Below are 15640 nucleotides of genomic sequence, written 5' to 3'. Positions count from 1 at the left end.
GCCGGCTCGGTACCGTCCACGGCTCCCCGCATGCGCGGGGACGGACGCCGGCCGGGCCGCCGAGAGGCTGCTCTGAGTTCGCGCGGGGCGGCTGCTACCAACTGCCCGCGTTGCGTTGGGCGATCGCCAGATTGCGGGCGATGTCCTCGCGGAGCGGATGGCTCGGGGGGAGGCGTTGGGCGGATGCGTGGGCTTGGCGGAGGAGGGTGAGGCCGTCGGAGCGGGCGCCGGCGGTGAAGAGCGTGGCGCCGAGAGTGTTGGCGGTGGTCAGGGTGTCCTCGTGGGCGTCGCCGAGGCGGCGGATACGGCGCTGGAGGGTGTCGTCGAGGACGGAGACGGCGTCGGAGGTACGGCCCTGGACGGCCAGGGCCGCACCGTAGTTGTGGGCGTAACCGAGTGTGGCGGGGTCGTCGGACCCGAGGACGCGGGCGGCGCGGGCCATGGCCTCGCCGTGCAGGGTGGCGGAGGCGCCGAGCTTGCCCTGCTGGTAGAGGACGGAGCCGAGTAGATTGCGGATGCCGATCGACTCGCGGTGGTCGCCGCCGAAGGCGTCGTCGCAGTCGGACATGAGGCTGCGGAGCAGGGCTTCGGCCTCTTCGAGGGCGCCCTCGTCGAACAGGGCGCGGGCCGTACGGACCTGCCGGTGCAGCCGCCTGCGGGTCGAGCCGTTCCCCATGGCTGCCCCCTCCCTCGCGGCGCGGGCGTGACCAACAAGCCTAACCGCCGGGCGGTTCGGTGGCACGATGGAAGCACCTGGCCACGCCGCGGAAGGAAGCCGATGATCGAATCCCTGGCGACGCTGGCCGCAGCCGCGTCCACGACGCTGGTCGCCGCGATGGCCACGGACGCCTGGCAGACGGCGCGTACGGGAATCCTGCGGGTGCTGCGTCGTGGCGGCGAGCACGAACCGGCGGGACTGGCAGCGCAGTTGGACAGTGAGGCCGCATTGGTGGTGGCGGCGGACGACGCCGGGGCGGCCAGGGAGAGCTTGCGGCCGGGCTGGCGGCTGCGCCTGGAGCAGTTCCTGCGGGACAACCCCGAGGCGGCGCAGGCCATTCGGGAGTTGACGGTACGGCTGGAGGCCGAGCTGCCGGGTTCCGAGCAGCAGTGGGTGCGGTACCACCAGAACGTCGAGGCACACGACAACGCCCGCGCCTTCGGCGTCCAGAACGGCAACGTGATCATCCACGAGGCCCCGGCGACCGGCCCCGGAACGCCGAGCGCCGGAGGCGTGGCCCCGAGCCCCGGAACCCCGAGCGCCGACCCCGTCACCCCGAGCGCCGACCCCGGAACGTTGAGCGTCGACCCCGGAACGCCGAGCGTCGACCCCGTCACCCCGACGCCCCACCCCGAAGCCACAACACCCGACGGCCAGGCACCCGGTGCCCGCCGCGACGGCGGACCCATGACGTGACCAGCCAGAACGTCACCGCGGTCGGCGGCTTCGCCTACGGCGCCATTGGCGCGGACATCCACGTCTTCGGCGACGGCACCCCCCTCTACCTCCTCAGACAGTGGTCCCCGGCCCCGGAGCCCGCGGCGGAGTGGCTGGCCCAGCAGCCCAGCCGGATGCTCAACGCCCGTTACGCCGTAGCCCCCTTCACCGGCCGCGACAGCGAACTGGCCGCCCTGCACGCCTGGTGCGCGGACGGCCCCCGGCGCGCGGCCCGCTGGCTGCACGCGCCCGGCGGCCAGGGCAAGACCCGCCTCGCCCAGCAGCTCGCGGGGCAACTCGCCGATCGGGGCTGGAAAGTGGTCACCGCGGTCGAGGGACCGGGCACCGTACTGCCGCCGCAGGGCAGCCAGGATCTGCGGCTGGACGACGCGGCGGGACTGCTGCTCCTGGTCGACTACGCCGACCGCTGGGCGCTGACCAGCCTGACGTGGCTGTTCAGCAACGCCCTGCTGCACCGGCCGGACGTGCCGACCCGCGTCCTGCTCCTGGCGCGGAGCACCGACCCCTGGCCCGCGCTGCGCGCCGCCCTGAGCAATGAGCAAGTCGACGTCTCCACACAGGCGTTGGGTCCGCTGGACATGGAGGAGGGCTTCCGGCGACGGGCCGGTGACCCGCGCCGCGACGACCGCGGCCCGATGTTCCGCGCGGCGCGCGACGGCTTCGCCGCCCGTTACGGCATCCCCCCGCCGGACCGCCAACCCGACTTACGGCCGGCCGACTTCGGCCTCACCCTCGCCGTCCACATGGCCGCGCTCGTGGCGGTGGACGCCGAGGCGACCGGCCGCCGCGCCCCGGAGGACCTGGCCGGGCTGACCGTCTACCTGCTCGACCGCGAGCAGTTGGGCTGGGCGCTGCTGCACGAGACGCCGGGCCGGGTCACCGTCCCGCCCGCGGTGATGAACCAGGTGGTCTTCGCCGCCTCGCTGGGCGGCGCGCAGCCCACCGCCCGCGGCACGCTCCTGGTGGACGAGTTACGCCTCGGCCACCCGCCGCCGACCGTCCTCGCCGATCACGCGGTGTGCTACCCGCCGCCCGAGGAAGCGGCCGACACCGTACTCGAACCGCTCTATCCCGACCGCCTGGCCGAGGACTTCGTCGCCCTCACCCTGCCGGGCCACCCGGCCGACTACCCCGCGCAGCCCTGGGCCCCGGAAACGGCGGCCACCGTACTGCGCCGCTGCGGCGGTCCCGCCCGGCCGGTCACGGCGCTCGCCACGGCCGCGGGCCGCTGGCCGCACGTCGGACGCACCTGCCTCTACCCGCTGTTGGCCGCCGAGCCCGCGCTCGGCGTCGCGGCCGGGGGCGCCGCGCTCACCGCCCTGGCCAGTCTGCCGGACATCGGGGCCGACCTCCTCGAAGACATCGCCGCCGAACTGCCGGAACCGGTGCCCGCTGACCTGACGGTGGGTCGGGCGGCCTTGCTGGTACGGCTGTTCGAGCACCGGCTGGCGGCGGCGGACGACGTGGACGCGCGGGCCAGGCTGCACGTCAACCACGGCAACAACCTGGACGACCTGGGCCGTACGGAGGAGGCGCTGCGGGCCACGCGGCGCGGCGCGGACCTCTTCGCCGAGCTGGCCGCGACCGACCCCCGGCGGTACGAGGAGCACGTCGGCCGCGCCCTGACCAATGTCGCCAACCACCTCGTCTCCCTGGGCCGGTTGGAGGAGTCGCTGAGCACCCAGCAGCGGGTCGTGGACCTCTTCGAGCGGCTGGTCGCCGAGGACCGGCCCGACGACGCGTCCGCTCCGGTGACGGAGTACGCGTCCGCGTACAGCCCCCACCTGGCCACCGCGCTGGCCAACCTCAGTACGCGGCTGGAGGCGGCCGGTCGCTGGGAGGACGCGTACCGCGCCAACGAGCTTGCCACGCGGACGTATCGGACCGTCGCCGCCCGCGATCCCTCGTACCGCAGAGGGCTGGCCATCGCCCTGGTCAACGGCGCGACGCTGACCTTCCGTCCCCCGGCAGGCGCCGACGCGCTGCGCGAAGGGGTCGCCCTGAGCCGGGAGTTGGTGGCCGAGGGCGAGCAGGTCCAGGACACGCCGCTCGGCAGGTCGCTGTCCCTGCTGGGACGGCAACTGACCGCCGAGGGACGCCACGACGAGGCCGTCGAGGTGGCGGAGGAGGTGGCCGCGATCAACCGCCGCCTCGCCCGGGCCAACTCCCGGCACTACGAGGAGGCTTGTGTCGCCTCGCTGCGGCTGCTGCACTCCGCCCTCCTCGACGCGCGCCGCCCCCGCGAAGCCATGGAGGTGGGCGAGGAGGCGATCGCGATCCTGCGGCGGCTCGTCGAAAAGGCGCCCGCCACCTACGAGATGGAGCTGGTGGGCGCGTTGCACGCGCAGAACGACGCGCGGCGGTCGGCGGGTCTGGCGCAGGACCCGGAGGCCGACGCCCGCTCCCGGAGGGTCGAGCTGAGGGATTCGTACACGGTCCCGGCCGCCACCGTCACCGTCCACGGCTGGCAGCCGGAGTTCCTGGCCCGGCGGTCCCCGCCGGCCGCCGCACTCGGCGCGGAGGCGGCGCGGCTCGCGGACGCACGGGACTGGCCCGCGTACTGGGAACGGATCTGCGCCGCGCCCCTGGCCGAGGCGGTACGGCTCGCGCGCCGCCTTCCCCGCCGCGGCTGGCTGCCCGCGTCCCGCTCCGACCAGGAACTGCTGGCCTGGCTGCGTGAGACCTCGCCCCGCAAGGCCGAGGCGCTGATCGCCGAGGCCGCGAAGGCCGCCACCCGCCCGCTGCCCGCCGATCTGACCTTCTTCTCGCCCTCGTCCTGCGCCTTCTCCCACGGCGGCGACGTCCTGGCCCTGGTCCCGATCGACTACGTGCCGGAGCGGGGGGACGCCGAGGCGACCGAGCGGATCGAGACCCTCGACCTGGGCTCAGGACCGGAGCACCTCCGCTCAGGACCGGCGTACCTCGGCTCAGGACCGGCGTACCTCGGCTCAGGACCGGAGCACCTCGGCTCAGGGCCGACGTATCTCGGCTCAGGACCGGCGTACCTCGCCTCAGGGCCGGAGTCCGGCCCGGAGGCGGGACTCGACACCGCCCGGCGGACCGTCCTGTACGAAGGCCCTGCCTGTCACAGCACTCTGGCCTGTCTGAGCGCCACCGAGGTGGTCGCGGTCCGGCGGCGGGCCGGGCGCGACGCGGGCACGGAACTCGTACGCCACGGCCCGGACGGCACGACGGTCCTCGCGCAGGGCACCCAACTCCTGGGAACGCGGCTGGCTTCCACCGCCCGCGGCTGCGTGGCCACCCTCGCGCTCTATCCCGCGGCGCTCACGCTCGGCCCCACGGGCAGGCTCGAACAGGTCAACCTGGAGGCGTGGGGCCTCGGTTACGACAACCGGATGGCGGTGACGCCCCGCGGCGACCGCCTCGTCCTGTCCGACGGCGGCCGGATCATCGCCACCGACGCCACGCTCAGCGAGGTGTTGGCCGTGGGCGCCGTGCCCCGGTACCACGCGCCGGTGTCGGAGCTGGTCTTCGCCGACGACGACCTGCTCATGACGGCGGGCCACCAAGGCGGCCTGATGCTCTGGCAGTTGGACGGCACCGAGCTGACGCCGGTCGCCCACCGCGACACCGTACGGCTGTCCGAACTCTTCGCCGTGCCGCAGTGGGGCGTGGCCGGCGGCAAGGCGGGCTCCGAGGACCGCGTGCACTTCTTCGACCCGGCCGACGGTCTGGCACCGGTCGCCGCCCCGACCGCCTTCGTCGGCGACCCCGGCCACCTCAAGGCCGTGATCACCTCACCCGGCGGGCGCCACGTCGTCTACTACGGCCAGCTCGACGTCATGGCCCCGGCGCGCCGCCGCTCCTTCGACTGGATCAGCAGAGTCCACGACCTCCAGCACCCCGGCGCGCTCCTCCAGCGCCCCCTCGCCGCCCTCGACACCCCGCAGCTCGACGTCCTCGCCCGCGCGACCGCCGCCGACCCCCGCCACCGCGACCTCCTCCGCCTCGCCCACACCCTCGGCGCGCGGCCCCGCCCCGGCATCATCCAGCGCTGAACGGGCTCTGACCAGCGCGAACACCGAACGTACGGAGACGCGCCATTGCGGACAGCAGCTGACCGCAACGGCTCCTATGGTGGTGATCAACGGGGGACCGGGCAGCACTGCGAAGGGCGTGGATCATGAGCGGGACCATGAGGGTGAACGCGGCGGAGAGCACGGCGGCGAAGGCTACGGAGGAGGCTGCCGGGGCCGTCACCGATGAACGGACGGACCTGCTGGCGATGCTCGCCCAGCACCGGTACTTCCTGCGCGTCACCACGCGGGGCCTCACGGACGAGCAGGCGCGGCAGCGGACGACCGTCAGCGAGCTGTGTCTGGGCGGCCTGATCAAGCACCTGACCCGAGGCGAACGGGCCTGGACGGACTTCATCGTGGCGGGCCCGTCGGCGATCGGGGACGCGACGGCCATGACCGAGGCCGACTGGCAGCGGCGGACCGACGAATTCCGTCTGCTGCCCGGCGAGACACTGGCCGGGGTGCTGGAGGAGTACGAGGAGCAGGCCCGCATGACCGACGAACTGGTCGCGGCACTGCCCGACTTGGACGCCTCCCAACCGCTGCCGAAGGCGCCCTGGTTCGAGCCGGGCGCGCGCTGGTCGGCGCGGCGGGTGCTACTGCACCTCATCGCCGAGACCGCGCAGCACGCCGGTCACGCGGACATCATCCGCGAGTCGCTGGACGGCGCCAAGACCATGGGCTGAGCGGCGTACGCGGTACGGGACACGGCGGTACGGGGACAACGGGAGTACGCGGACAACGGTAGTACGGGGGCCGCGCGCGATACCGGGGGTTCGGGCCGTGGGGGTCTCCCTCGGGGCCGCCCCGGCTTCGCGCTCGGCGCAACCGCACCGCCCCCAAATCTGTTGTCCGACGTGCGGACCTGGGACAGCATGCCGTAGATGCGATCCCTCCTCCGTACCGAAGCCGCAGTCCGCGCCGCCCTGCTCGACGTACGGTCGTACGCCGTGGCCCTGGACGTCACGCGCGGCGACCGTCTCTTCCGCAGTACGACCACGATCCGGTTCGGCTGCGCGGAGCTGGGCGCGTCGACCTTCGTGGAGATCCAGCCGGAGACGCTGCTGCGCGCCGAGTTGAACGGCAGGCGGCTCGACCTCGCGCGACACGTCGACAACCGGCTGGAGTTGGCGGACCTGGCGGCGGACAACGAGCTGCTGGTGGAGGCCGACATGGCGTACTCGCGTACGGCGGAAGGGCTGCACCGCTTCACCGACCCGGCGGACGGTGCCGTCTACGTGTACTCGGCGTGCGCGCCCGACCTGGCCTCGAAGCTCTTCGCCTGCTTCGACCAGCCGGACCTGAAGGCGCCGTTCACCTTCACCGTGACCGCTCCCGAGGGCTGGTCGGTGGTCGGCAACGGCGCGTCGTCCCAACTCGACGACGGCCGCTGGGAGATCGCGCCGGTCGGCCCGATCTCCTGCTACCTGGTCGCCGTGGCCGCTGGGCCTCTGTACGCGGTGCGCGCCGAACACGACGGCATCCCGCTCGGCTTGTACGCGCGGCGCTCGCTCGCCGCCGAACTCGACCGCGAGGCCGCGGACTTGTTCGCGGTGACCCGAGCGAGCTTCGACCGGCTGCACGGGTTCTTCGAGGAGCGCTACCCCTTCGGCGGCTACGACCAGGTGTTCATGCCCGAGCTCAACTGGGCCGCGATGGAGAATCCGGCCTGTGTCCTCTTCCAGGACGAGATGCTGTTCCGGTCCGCGCCGACCGACACGCAGCGGGCGCTGCGGGCCGTCGTGGTGTGCCACGAGATGTCCCACATGTGGTTCGGCAACCTCGTCACCCTGGCCTGGTGGGAGGACGTATGGCTCAACGAGTCCTTTGCCGAGGTGCTCGGCTACCGCATCGCCGCGGAATCCACCCGCTACGACAGCGCCTGGACGCTCTTCTCCCGCCGCAAGAGCTGGGGTTACGACGCCGACGAGCGCCCCACCACCCACCCGGTCGCCGCGACGGGAGCGGAGTCCGCGGCCGAGGCGCTGTCCGCCTTCGACGGCATCTCGTACGCCAAGGGCGCCTCCGCACTGCACCAACTCGTGCACTGGATGGGCGACGAGGCGTTCTTCGCCGGGCTCAACAGGTACTTCGCCGCGCACCGTTGGGGCAACGCGAACCTCCGGGACTTCCTCGCCGCGCTCGCCCTCCCCGCCGGCCCGGCGGGCGCACAGGGACCGGACGTGTCCGGCTGGGCCGACGACTGGCTGCGGACGACCGGCGTGGACACGCTGCGCATCGAGGTCGAGGTCGGGGCCGGGGCCGGGGTCGAGGCCGAGGTCGAGCCTGAGGCCGACGTCGATCCGGCGCCCGGCGCGGCACCCGGCGTGCTGACCTCCGCCGTCCTCGTCAACGACGGCACCCGCCCGCACCGCGTACGCGTCGGCGTGTACGACCGGGACGGCGCGGCGGTCGTCCCGCGCCGACAGTTGGACGTCGAGGTCGCGCCGGGCGGCCGTACGCCGCTGTCCGAGCTGGCAGGCGCCCCGCGCCCCGCCCTGCTGCTGCCCAACGACGGTGACTTCACCTGGGCGCGACTGCGCCTGGACGCGCACTCCGCGGCCACCGTCGCCGCCTCGCTGTCGGCCGTCACGGACGAACTGGCCCGCGCGGTCCTGTGGGAACACCTCCGCGACCTGACGCGCGGCGCCGAGACGTCGGCCGCCGAGTATCTGGACCTGGTCGCCGCGCACCTGCCGGGCGAGACCTCGGACTGCGTCGTCGAGGCGGTGCTGGCCTTCGCCGCCGACCACGTCATCGGCCGTTATCTCGCCCCCGCCGACCGGCCCGCCGCGCTCGCCCGGCTCGGCGACACCGCCCGTACCGTCCTGGCCCGCCCGGCCGCGACCACGGGCCGGGGCCTGCGGCTGGCCGCCCTGCGCACGGCCGTCGCCACCGCGTCCGGTGACGCGCAACTCGCCCAGCTTCAGGACTGGTTGACGGGTGACGGCGTGCCCGACGGCATCTCGTTCGACGCCGATCTGCGCTGGTCGGCGCTGGCCCGGCTGGCGGCGGCCGGGGCGGCCGACGAGGAGCGGATCGCGGCCGAACTGGCGGCCGACCCCGGCAACGTCAGCGAGGTGGGCGCGGCCCGCGCCCGCGCCGCGCTCCCGGACGACGCCGCCAAGGAACGCGCCTGGCATCTGCTCTTCGCACCGGACGAGCTGACCAACCATCAGCTCGTCGCGACCGCCGAGGGCTTCTGGCGCTCGGGCTCGCCGGTGGTCCAACGGGCTTACGCACAGAGGTACTTCGAGCGGCTTCCGGCGGCCGGTGAGCGCGGCGGCGCGGTGGTCCAGGCGCTGAGCCGGGCGCTGTTCCCGGTCGGCGTGGCCGATGCCGACACCGTACGCGCGGCCGAGGAATGCCTCGCCCGTACCGATCTGGTCCCGTCCATGCGCCGCCAGCTCGCCGACGGCCTGGACGACCTCCGCCGCGCCCTCGCGCACCGGGTCTGAGTGCGGCCACGCCGGGCGCTGCCCGCCGAGCGCTGCCCGCCGAGCGCTGCCCGCCCCTGACCTGAGGGCGGCGTTCCGCTTCCCCCTGTTACGGCGCCTTTTTCTCATTTTTTCTAACGATGCAAAGAGCGGCGAGGTGCGCGGTGGTGGCCTCCGGCGGGGACGGCGCCGGGCCGGAGGACCGCCGTGCGGCCCTCGTATGCCCGCGCGCCTCCGCTGCCCGCACCTCCCGTGCCTCCCCTGTGCCTCATGTGGTGGGCCGTGCCTGGTGTGATCGGGCCGCTCGATTTTTCACAAACTTTGCGCGGAGGGTGGACGGCGCTGAAGCCTGCTGGTTTCATGCTCCCGGTCCAGGTTTCTAACGTTGGAAAGTCGGCAGGGCCCCCAAGGCGCTGTCGTGGAGCCGCACGTCCTCACCCGCTTCCTGGACGCCGAGTTCTCTTACGGAGAGGTGTATCCGCAGTGAGATCAGGCATATCCCGCACATCGAACAGCCGCCGACCGGCGGGCACGACCGGGTCGTCCCGGCTGTCCCGGACGGCCCGGCTGACCGCACTGGTGCCGCTGATACTGGGCGCGGCGCTGCTGACCCCGGCCGCGGCGGGCGCGGCCCCGGCCGCCGCACCGGCCTCCTCCACCGCCGGGGCGTCCGCCGCTCCGGCCGACACCGCTCAAGGTCTGCGCGGCGACTACTACTTGAGTACCGACGCCACCTCGCTCGACTTCGCGCAGTACAGCAGCACCGCGGTCGAGCCGTCCTTGAACGTGCCCGACCTGATCCCCACGCTGCGCGGCTACGCGGGCTCGACGGAGAACGTCGCCGTGCACTGGACGGGCCAGCTCGACATCCCGGCCGACGGCACGTACACCTTCTACATCAAGGGTGACAACGGCTTCCGGATGTCGCTCGACGGGTCGAGCGTGATCGACCACTGGACGACCGACTGGGACGTGCAGACGACGTCCGAGCCGGTCACCTTGACCGCCGGCGCCCATCAGTTGGCGTTCGACTACAACCAGGGCAACGGCGGCGCGTACATCAAGACGGAGTGGTCGGGTCCCGGCATCGCCCGCCAGGCGATCCCGGACGCGGCGCTGCATCTGCCGGTCGGCTACACGCCGTCCGACGTGAACGCCGTGGTCGCCGCCTCGGGGAAGACCGCCACGGTGCAGTTGGCGGGCCCCGTCACCTCGGTGCCGTCCGACATCACCAAGCACCTCGCGGTGATCGCGGGCGCGGGCCGGTGGACGCCGGGCGTCTCCGTGAACCCGGCGAACCGCTCCCAACTTCTGCTCACGGCGGGGGAGTCGGACACGCCGGTGTCCCTGCACTCCGATGTGCGGATCAGCTACGACGGCCTCGGCGGCCTGACGACGTCCGCCGGTCCCGTACCGCTCTTCTCGGGGCTGGCGACCAACAACTCCACCTGGTACTTCGCCAGCAAGTACGCCAAGGACGTCGACCCGTCCCACGTGCTGCCGGACTACCCCCGGCCGCAGTTGACGCGTGACAAGTGGCAGAACCTCAACGGCACCTGGCAGTTCCAGGGCACCTCGGAAAGCGCGCCGCTGCCCACGTCGAAGCTGAGCGGCAAGATCCTGGTGCCGTACCCGATGGAGGCGCCGCTGTCCGGCGTCGCCGAGCACCACGACTGGTCGCTGTACCAGCGCACCTTCTCCGTACCCGCCAACTGGCGGATCGGCTCGGGCCAGCGCCTGCACCTGAACTTCGGCGCGGTCGACTACGAGACGTGGGTGTACGTCAACGGCCGCCAGGTCGCCCACCACGTGGGCGGATACGAGGCGTTCACCGCCGACGTCACCGACGCGCTCACCCGTAGCGGGCCGCAGACCGTCCTGCTGAAGGTGAAGGACACCACCGACGACGGCACGCCCGTCGGCAAGCAGTCGCGCAGCCCCAGCGGCATCTGGTACACCCCGACCTCCGGTATCTGGCAGACCGTGTGGCTGGAGCCGGTGGCCGACGCGAGCATCGACTCCCTCGTCCTGACGCCGAACGTGAAGGACGGCACGCTGTCCGTCACCGTGCGTCCTGCGGCCGGTACGTCGTCCTCCTCGCTGGTGGCCGCCGTCGCGTACGCGGGCCACAAGCCCGTCGGCGCGGCCGTCGGCCGCGCGGGCGCCGAACTGCGGCTGCGCATACCGCACCCCGAGCTGTGGAGCCCCGACCACCCGTACCTGTACAACCTCCAGGTCACGCTCACCAACGGCCGCTCGATCGACACCGTCGGCTCCTACTTCGGCATGCGGTCGATCTCGGTCGGCAAGGTCGGCGGCGTGAACAAGATCGAGCTCAACGGGAAGCCGACGTTCGTCCTGGCCACCCTCGACCAGGGGTTCTGGCCCGACGGCATCTACACCGCGCCGACCGACGCGGCCCTCAAGTCCGACCTCGAACTGCACAAGCAGCTCGGCTTCAACGCGGTGCGCAAGCACATCAAGGTCGAACCCGCCCGCTGGTACTACTGGGCGGACAAGCTCGGTCTGATGGTCTGGCAGGACATGCCGAGCCGCAACACCGGCCCGGACTCCACCCCGGCCAGCGACGCGGCCTTCACCAGCCAGGTCCACGAGATCGTCGACCAGCACATCAGCAGCCCCTCCATCGTCATCTGGACCATGACGAACGAGGGTTGGGGCGAGAAGACCAAGGAAGCCACCGGCGCCCTCGCCGACTCGGTCAAGCAACAGGACCCGAGCCGCCTGGTCGACCCCGCCTCCGGCGTCAACTGCTGCGCCTCCAAGGGCGATTCGGGCCGAGGTGACCTGATCGACTACCACCTCTACCACGGTCCCGCCTCCCCGGCCCCCGACGCCACCCGCGCCGCCGTCGACGGTGAGCACGGCGGCTACTCCCTCACCATCCCCGGCCACATCCTCGGTGTCTCCGGCGGCCAGAACTACGGTGATGTCCCCACCATCGAGGAGCTCACCAAGGCGTACGTCGCCAACACCGCTCTTCTCATCCCCGACGCCTCCACCGACCTCTCCGGCTCGGTGTACACCCAGATCAGCGACGTCGAGGGCGAGTTGAACGGCCTCATCACCTACGACCGCGAAGTCCTCAAGGTCCAACCGGGCCCGGTCCGCGACATCAACCGCAGGCTCATCGCCGCCGGCGCCGCGGCAGGCACCACCGGCTGACCCCGCGCTCTCCCCCGAGCCCTCGCGGGCGGCCCGCACCCCGGGTCGCCCGCGAGGGCTCTTTCACGGATGGCGGGGCCGCTTCCGCGACCTCAGGCGTGGCGGCCCCACTGGCCGCGGTGGACGACCTCTTGAGGGTCGCGGCGGCGGTCGCGCGTGCGGGGGCTCTGCGGGGGAAGGTCGTCCGCGCGGTACCCGATGGTGATGCCGCCGAGCGGCGCGTACGCGTCGGGGATGCCGAACTCGGCCCGGAACGGCTGGAGATGCTCGGGCATGATGCCGAAGAAGCAGGCGCCCAGGCCCTCGTCCACGGCGCTCAGCAGCATGAGCAGCGAGGCCATCCCCGTGTCGATGTACCAGTACGGCGCGGGCCAGCGCGCCTCGGCGCGGTCCTCCCAGCCCTTGTCCGGCTCCGCGTACCGTTCGAGGTACGTCGCCTTGTGGGCCAGCGGCACCACGACCAGGGGCGCGTCCTGCATGGTCGGCGTGTTCTCGACCCGCGTGGGCACGAAGGGCCAGAACCGCGCGCGGTCGGCCGCGTCGGTCAGGGCGAGGAACGCCCACCCCTGCGAGAAACCGGCCGAAGGCGCCCGCAGCGCCGACGCCAGAATCCGCTCGGTCACCTCGGGGGCCAACGGCTTGTCGGAGTAGTGCCGGATCATGCGTCGACGTCGGACGACCTCGGAGAATTCCATACCCCCAGATGCTGCCACGCCGCCCCCGCCCCGGGGCACCCGCAGCGCCCGTCCGCCCTCCGCCGTGGTCACCGGGAGGAGCTGGCCCGCCATTCCAGCGCCTCGGGCTCTTCGGTGAACTCCACCAGGTGCTGTCCCGCGTAGCGTTGGAGGGCGTCCCGCACCTCGGCGGGGGTGACGTAGAAGAACTCCTTGCGGCCGTTGACCTGGTTGACCCGGCGTGAGGCGAAGGTCTGGTGGAGCTGGGACTCGAGGCCGACGGCGTCCTTGCTGAAGATCAGCGCGTGGACGTCGAAGCGGAACGGGACGGAGGCGCCGCTGAGTTCCTGTACGCGTTCGAGCGGTTCGAGCCGCCGGGTCAGGCCGATCTTGACCATGCGGTCGCCGAAGGCTCCGATGTTGGAGATCACGTAGACGTAGCCCGTACGGATGTTGGCGGCCCGGCTCTCCACGTCGCGCAGCGCGGCCTCGATCTCGGCCAGTTTGGTCTCCATCTCGCGGACCGCCGCGTGGTCGCCGCGCTCCCGCAGCCGCTGGAGCGCGGCCTCGTAATGACCCTGCTCCTTGCGCAGCTTCTCCCGCTCGCGGTCGAACTCCCGCTGTGCCGCGGCCTCCTCCTTCTCGCGGGCGCGCAGCTCGCGCTGGGCCTCCTTCTCCTCCTCCTTCTTCCGCAAAAAGTCCGAGGCGAGCTCCAACTCCCGTACGCGCGCGGTGTGGTAGCCGTCCGAGATGCGGATGTGCATCGTCGCGCCGAGCTTCGCGATGGTCTCGCGGCTCTTGTAGAGCCGGTCCACCAGCGAGTTCAGGCGGTGCGGACGCATGGTCCGCACGGCGTAGTCCGCCTCCGCGTTGTAGGCGCGCAGCATGAGCTTGGAGAAGTCGCGGACCATCTTCTGGCCCTCGCGCTTGGAGCCGTTGACGGTCCAGTCGGTGGCGGCGAGGACCGCCCGGTTCGTCCGCGCGAGGTTCTTGATCTCCGCCTGCAAGGACTCGAGACGGCTGCGATACGCGACGGCGTCGTGCAACTGGTGCCGGTAGGAGTAGATCCCCACCTCCTGGAGCAGCGCCGTCTCGTCGGTGGTGACGATCCTGGCCTGCGTCGCGGCGAGGTGCGCCTGTGCCTCGTACGTCTCGCGGCGGTACCTCTCCGCGTCCTTCTGGAGACGCTGGGTCTCCTTCGCCTGCCTGCGGGCGTCGTCCAGGATCTCCTTCGCCACGTCCCGGGCGTCCCGGTGAACGCCCTCGGCCTCCGCCTCGGCCCGCGCCCTCAACTCGGCTGCCTCGGTGCGCACTTGGTGGATGAGCCCGGCCACCTGCTCCGCGTTCGCGCCCTGCGACCTGGCGATCCACGCACGTAACTCCGCGACCTCGGAGGACTCGTCACGTCGGCGGCGGCCGAACAGACCGCCGCGCTGCTGCGGCAGCCCCTCACCGCTCCGCGTGACGTCCGCGTCCGCCTGGGCCCACGAAGGCCTTCTGTTCTCCGGCTGGTTGACAGGTCGATCCACCACAAGCCCCTCCGACCCCGCTGCGCGCCGAGGCGCTCACTTTTGACGATCTCCGCACCGCCGCCACGTACCGGCACCCGCCGACACCTTCCGGCACGCACCACTGATACGTACCGTCACGCGACGGCTGCGGAGAGGGGTATCTTCCCGGTCGGCCACCCCCCGATACCGGAAAAGTCCCGGCATTGTGACCTTGTCGTAATTGATGGCGATGAGCCCGCCCCGAAGCCCGGGCGCGCATCTCGGCCGAGGGCGGGGACGCGCGGTCACAGCCGGGGCTTGGGGTGGGATGGCGGGGAAAGGGCGGGAAACGGGTACTTGTGGTGGGGGATTGGGGCGTGGTGCCCTGGGGGACTGCGGGGCAACTGGTTCCGAGGAGGTGGGTGAGTCTCATGATCACGCGAATAGTCGCTGTGGCGGCGCTGATTCCGGCCATGGTGGGCACCGCGTCCGGGGTCGCTTCGGCGCAGGCCGAACCGAAGGCGGCGACGGCGGTCGTCACCTTGACGTATGACGCCAGCCAGGCGGGGCAGTGGGCGGCGGCGATCACGCAGGGGGTGCAGAACTGGAACAGCGCGGTGCACAACGTGCGCCTGCAAGCGGCCAGTTCGGCGAGCTCGGCGAACTTCGTGTACAAGGCGACCAGCGGGTGGCCGCAGACGACGTTGGGCCCGATCGTGCCGGGGGGCAGCAGGGGACAGGTGCAGTTGGGGCAGGAGGCGGTCAACGAGGGGTACGACGTGACCCGGATCGCCGCGCACGAGACGGGGCACATCCTCGGGCTGCTCGACCACTACAGCGGTCCGTGCTCGGAGTTGATGTCGGGACACGGCCCCGGCACGGCGTGCCTCAACGCCAAGCCGAACGCCGCGGAGGCGGCCCAGGTCGACCGCAACTACGCGGGCCGCGCGGCGGCGGTCCGCCCCGAGCGGCAGCAGATCGTGATCGACATCTGGTCCCCCTCGGCGTCCACCGCTCAGCGCTGACCGACGCTCAGCGCTGCCGACGTACAGCGCTGACCGACGTTCAGCGCTGATCTGCCACCGGACGCGCGGTACGGGCACGGGCTCCGTACCGCGCGTCCGGCATGTCGGGCCGGAGGGCGTGTCGGGCCGGAGGGCGTGTCGGGTCGGAAGACATGTGCGGCCCCAAGGCACGTGCGGCCCCAAGGCGTGCGCGGCCGGAAGGTTGTAGGAGCCCAGGGACCGAATCGGGCACGGTACGGCCACCGAGGGGACAAGGCGCGCTGACGGATCGGCGGCCCCCGCCAATACGATGGCCCGCTGTCACAGCCATGCCCTATCGTGCTCATGGTCAG

The 15640-nt window shown here is 72.3% G+C and carries 9 protein-coding genes; 6 read left to right on the top strand and 3 right to left on the bottom strand.

The features are described 5' to 3' along the window. Positions 1–94: 94 nt before the first annotated feature. A complete protein-coding gene (locus ACFZBB_RS25405) occupies positions 95–676 on the bottom strand; it encodes a tetratricopeptide repeat protein (RefSeq protein ID WP_391126592.1) in 582 nt (193 codons plus the stop codon). A gap of 102 nt (positions 677–778) precedes the next feature. Between ACFZBB_RS25405 and ACFZBB_RS25400 the strand changes: the two genes are divergently transcribed. From ACFZBB_RS25400 to ACFZBB_RS25380, 5 genes are all read left to right on the top strand, one after another. Further along, positions 779–1414, top strand: coding sequence for a hypothetical protein (locus tag ACFZBB_RS25400; RefSeq protein ID WP_391126590.1), 636 nt, complete (start codon positions 779–781; stop codon positions 1412–1414). Further along, positions 1411–5475, top strand: a complete 4065-nt coding sequence (locus ACFZBB_RS25395; protein WP_391126587.1) for a hypothetical protein — start codon at positions 1411–1413, stop codon at positions 5473–5475. Before ACFZBB_RS25400 ends, ACFZBB_RS25395 begins: the two co-directional genes overlap by 4 nt. Positions 5476–5702: 227 nt before the next feature. Then, the gene (locus ACFZBB_RS25390; protein ID WP_391126980.1) at positions 5703–6182 is read left to right on the top strand and encodes a DUF664 domain-containing protein; all 480 of its coding nucleotides are present in this window, start codon (positions 5703–5705) and stop codon (positions 6180–6182) included. A gap of 198 nt (positions 6183–6380) precedes the next feature. Beyond that, positions 6381–8954: an aminopeptidase N gene (gene pepN / locus ACFZBB_RS25385; RefSeq protein ID WP_391126584.1), complete on the top strand. Its 2574-nt coding sequence runs from the start codon at positions 6381–6383 to the stop codon at positions 8952–8954. A gap of 462 nt (positions 8955–9416) precedes the next feature. Then, positions 9417–12119 carry a PA14 domain-containing protein gene (locus ACFZBB_RS25380; protein WP_391126581.1) on the top strand — a complete coding sequence of 901 codons (2703 nt, stop codon included), beginning with the start codon at positions 9417–9419 and terminating at the stop codon, positions 12117–12119. Between the two features lie 92 nt (positions 12120–12211). On the opposite strand, the gene ACFZBB_RS25375 is transcribed toward ACFZBB_RS25380, so the two are convergent. Beyond that, positions 12212–12814, bottom strand: coding sequence for a nitroreductase family protein (locus tag ACFZBB_RS25375; RefSeq protein WP_188283723.1), 603 nt, complete (start codon positions 12812–12814; stop codon positions 12212–12214). 68 nt (positions 12815–12882) lie between these two features. Further along, positions 12883–14322 (bottom strand): DUF4041 domain-containing protein, encoded by a 1440-nt coding sequence (locus ACFZBB_RS25370; protein ID WP_391126578.1) that lies wholly within the window; start codon positions 14320–14322, stop codon positions 12883–12885. A gap of 392 nt (positions 14323–14714) precedes the next feature. Between ACFZBB_RS25370 and ACFZBB_RS25365 the strand changes: the two genes are divergently transcribed. Continuing rightward, positions 14715–15308, top strand: coding sequence for a snapalysin family zinc-dependent metalloprotease (locus tag ACFZBB_RS25365; RefSeq protein WP_391126575.1), 594 nt, complete (start codon positions 14715–14717; stop codon positions 15306–15308). Positions 15309–15640 lie beyond the last annotated feature (332 nt).

This window comes from Streptomyces sp. NPDC008139 (assembly GCF_042957025.1).
Taxonomy (GTDB): domain Bacteria; phylum Actinomycetota; class Actinomycetes; order Streptomycetales; family Streptomycetaceae; genus Actinacidiphila.
Note: the sequence above shows the minus strand (reverse complement) of the source record. Positions and strands in the feature narration are given on the sequence as shown.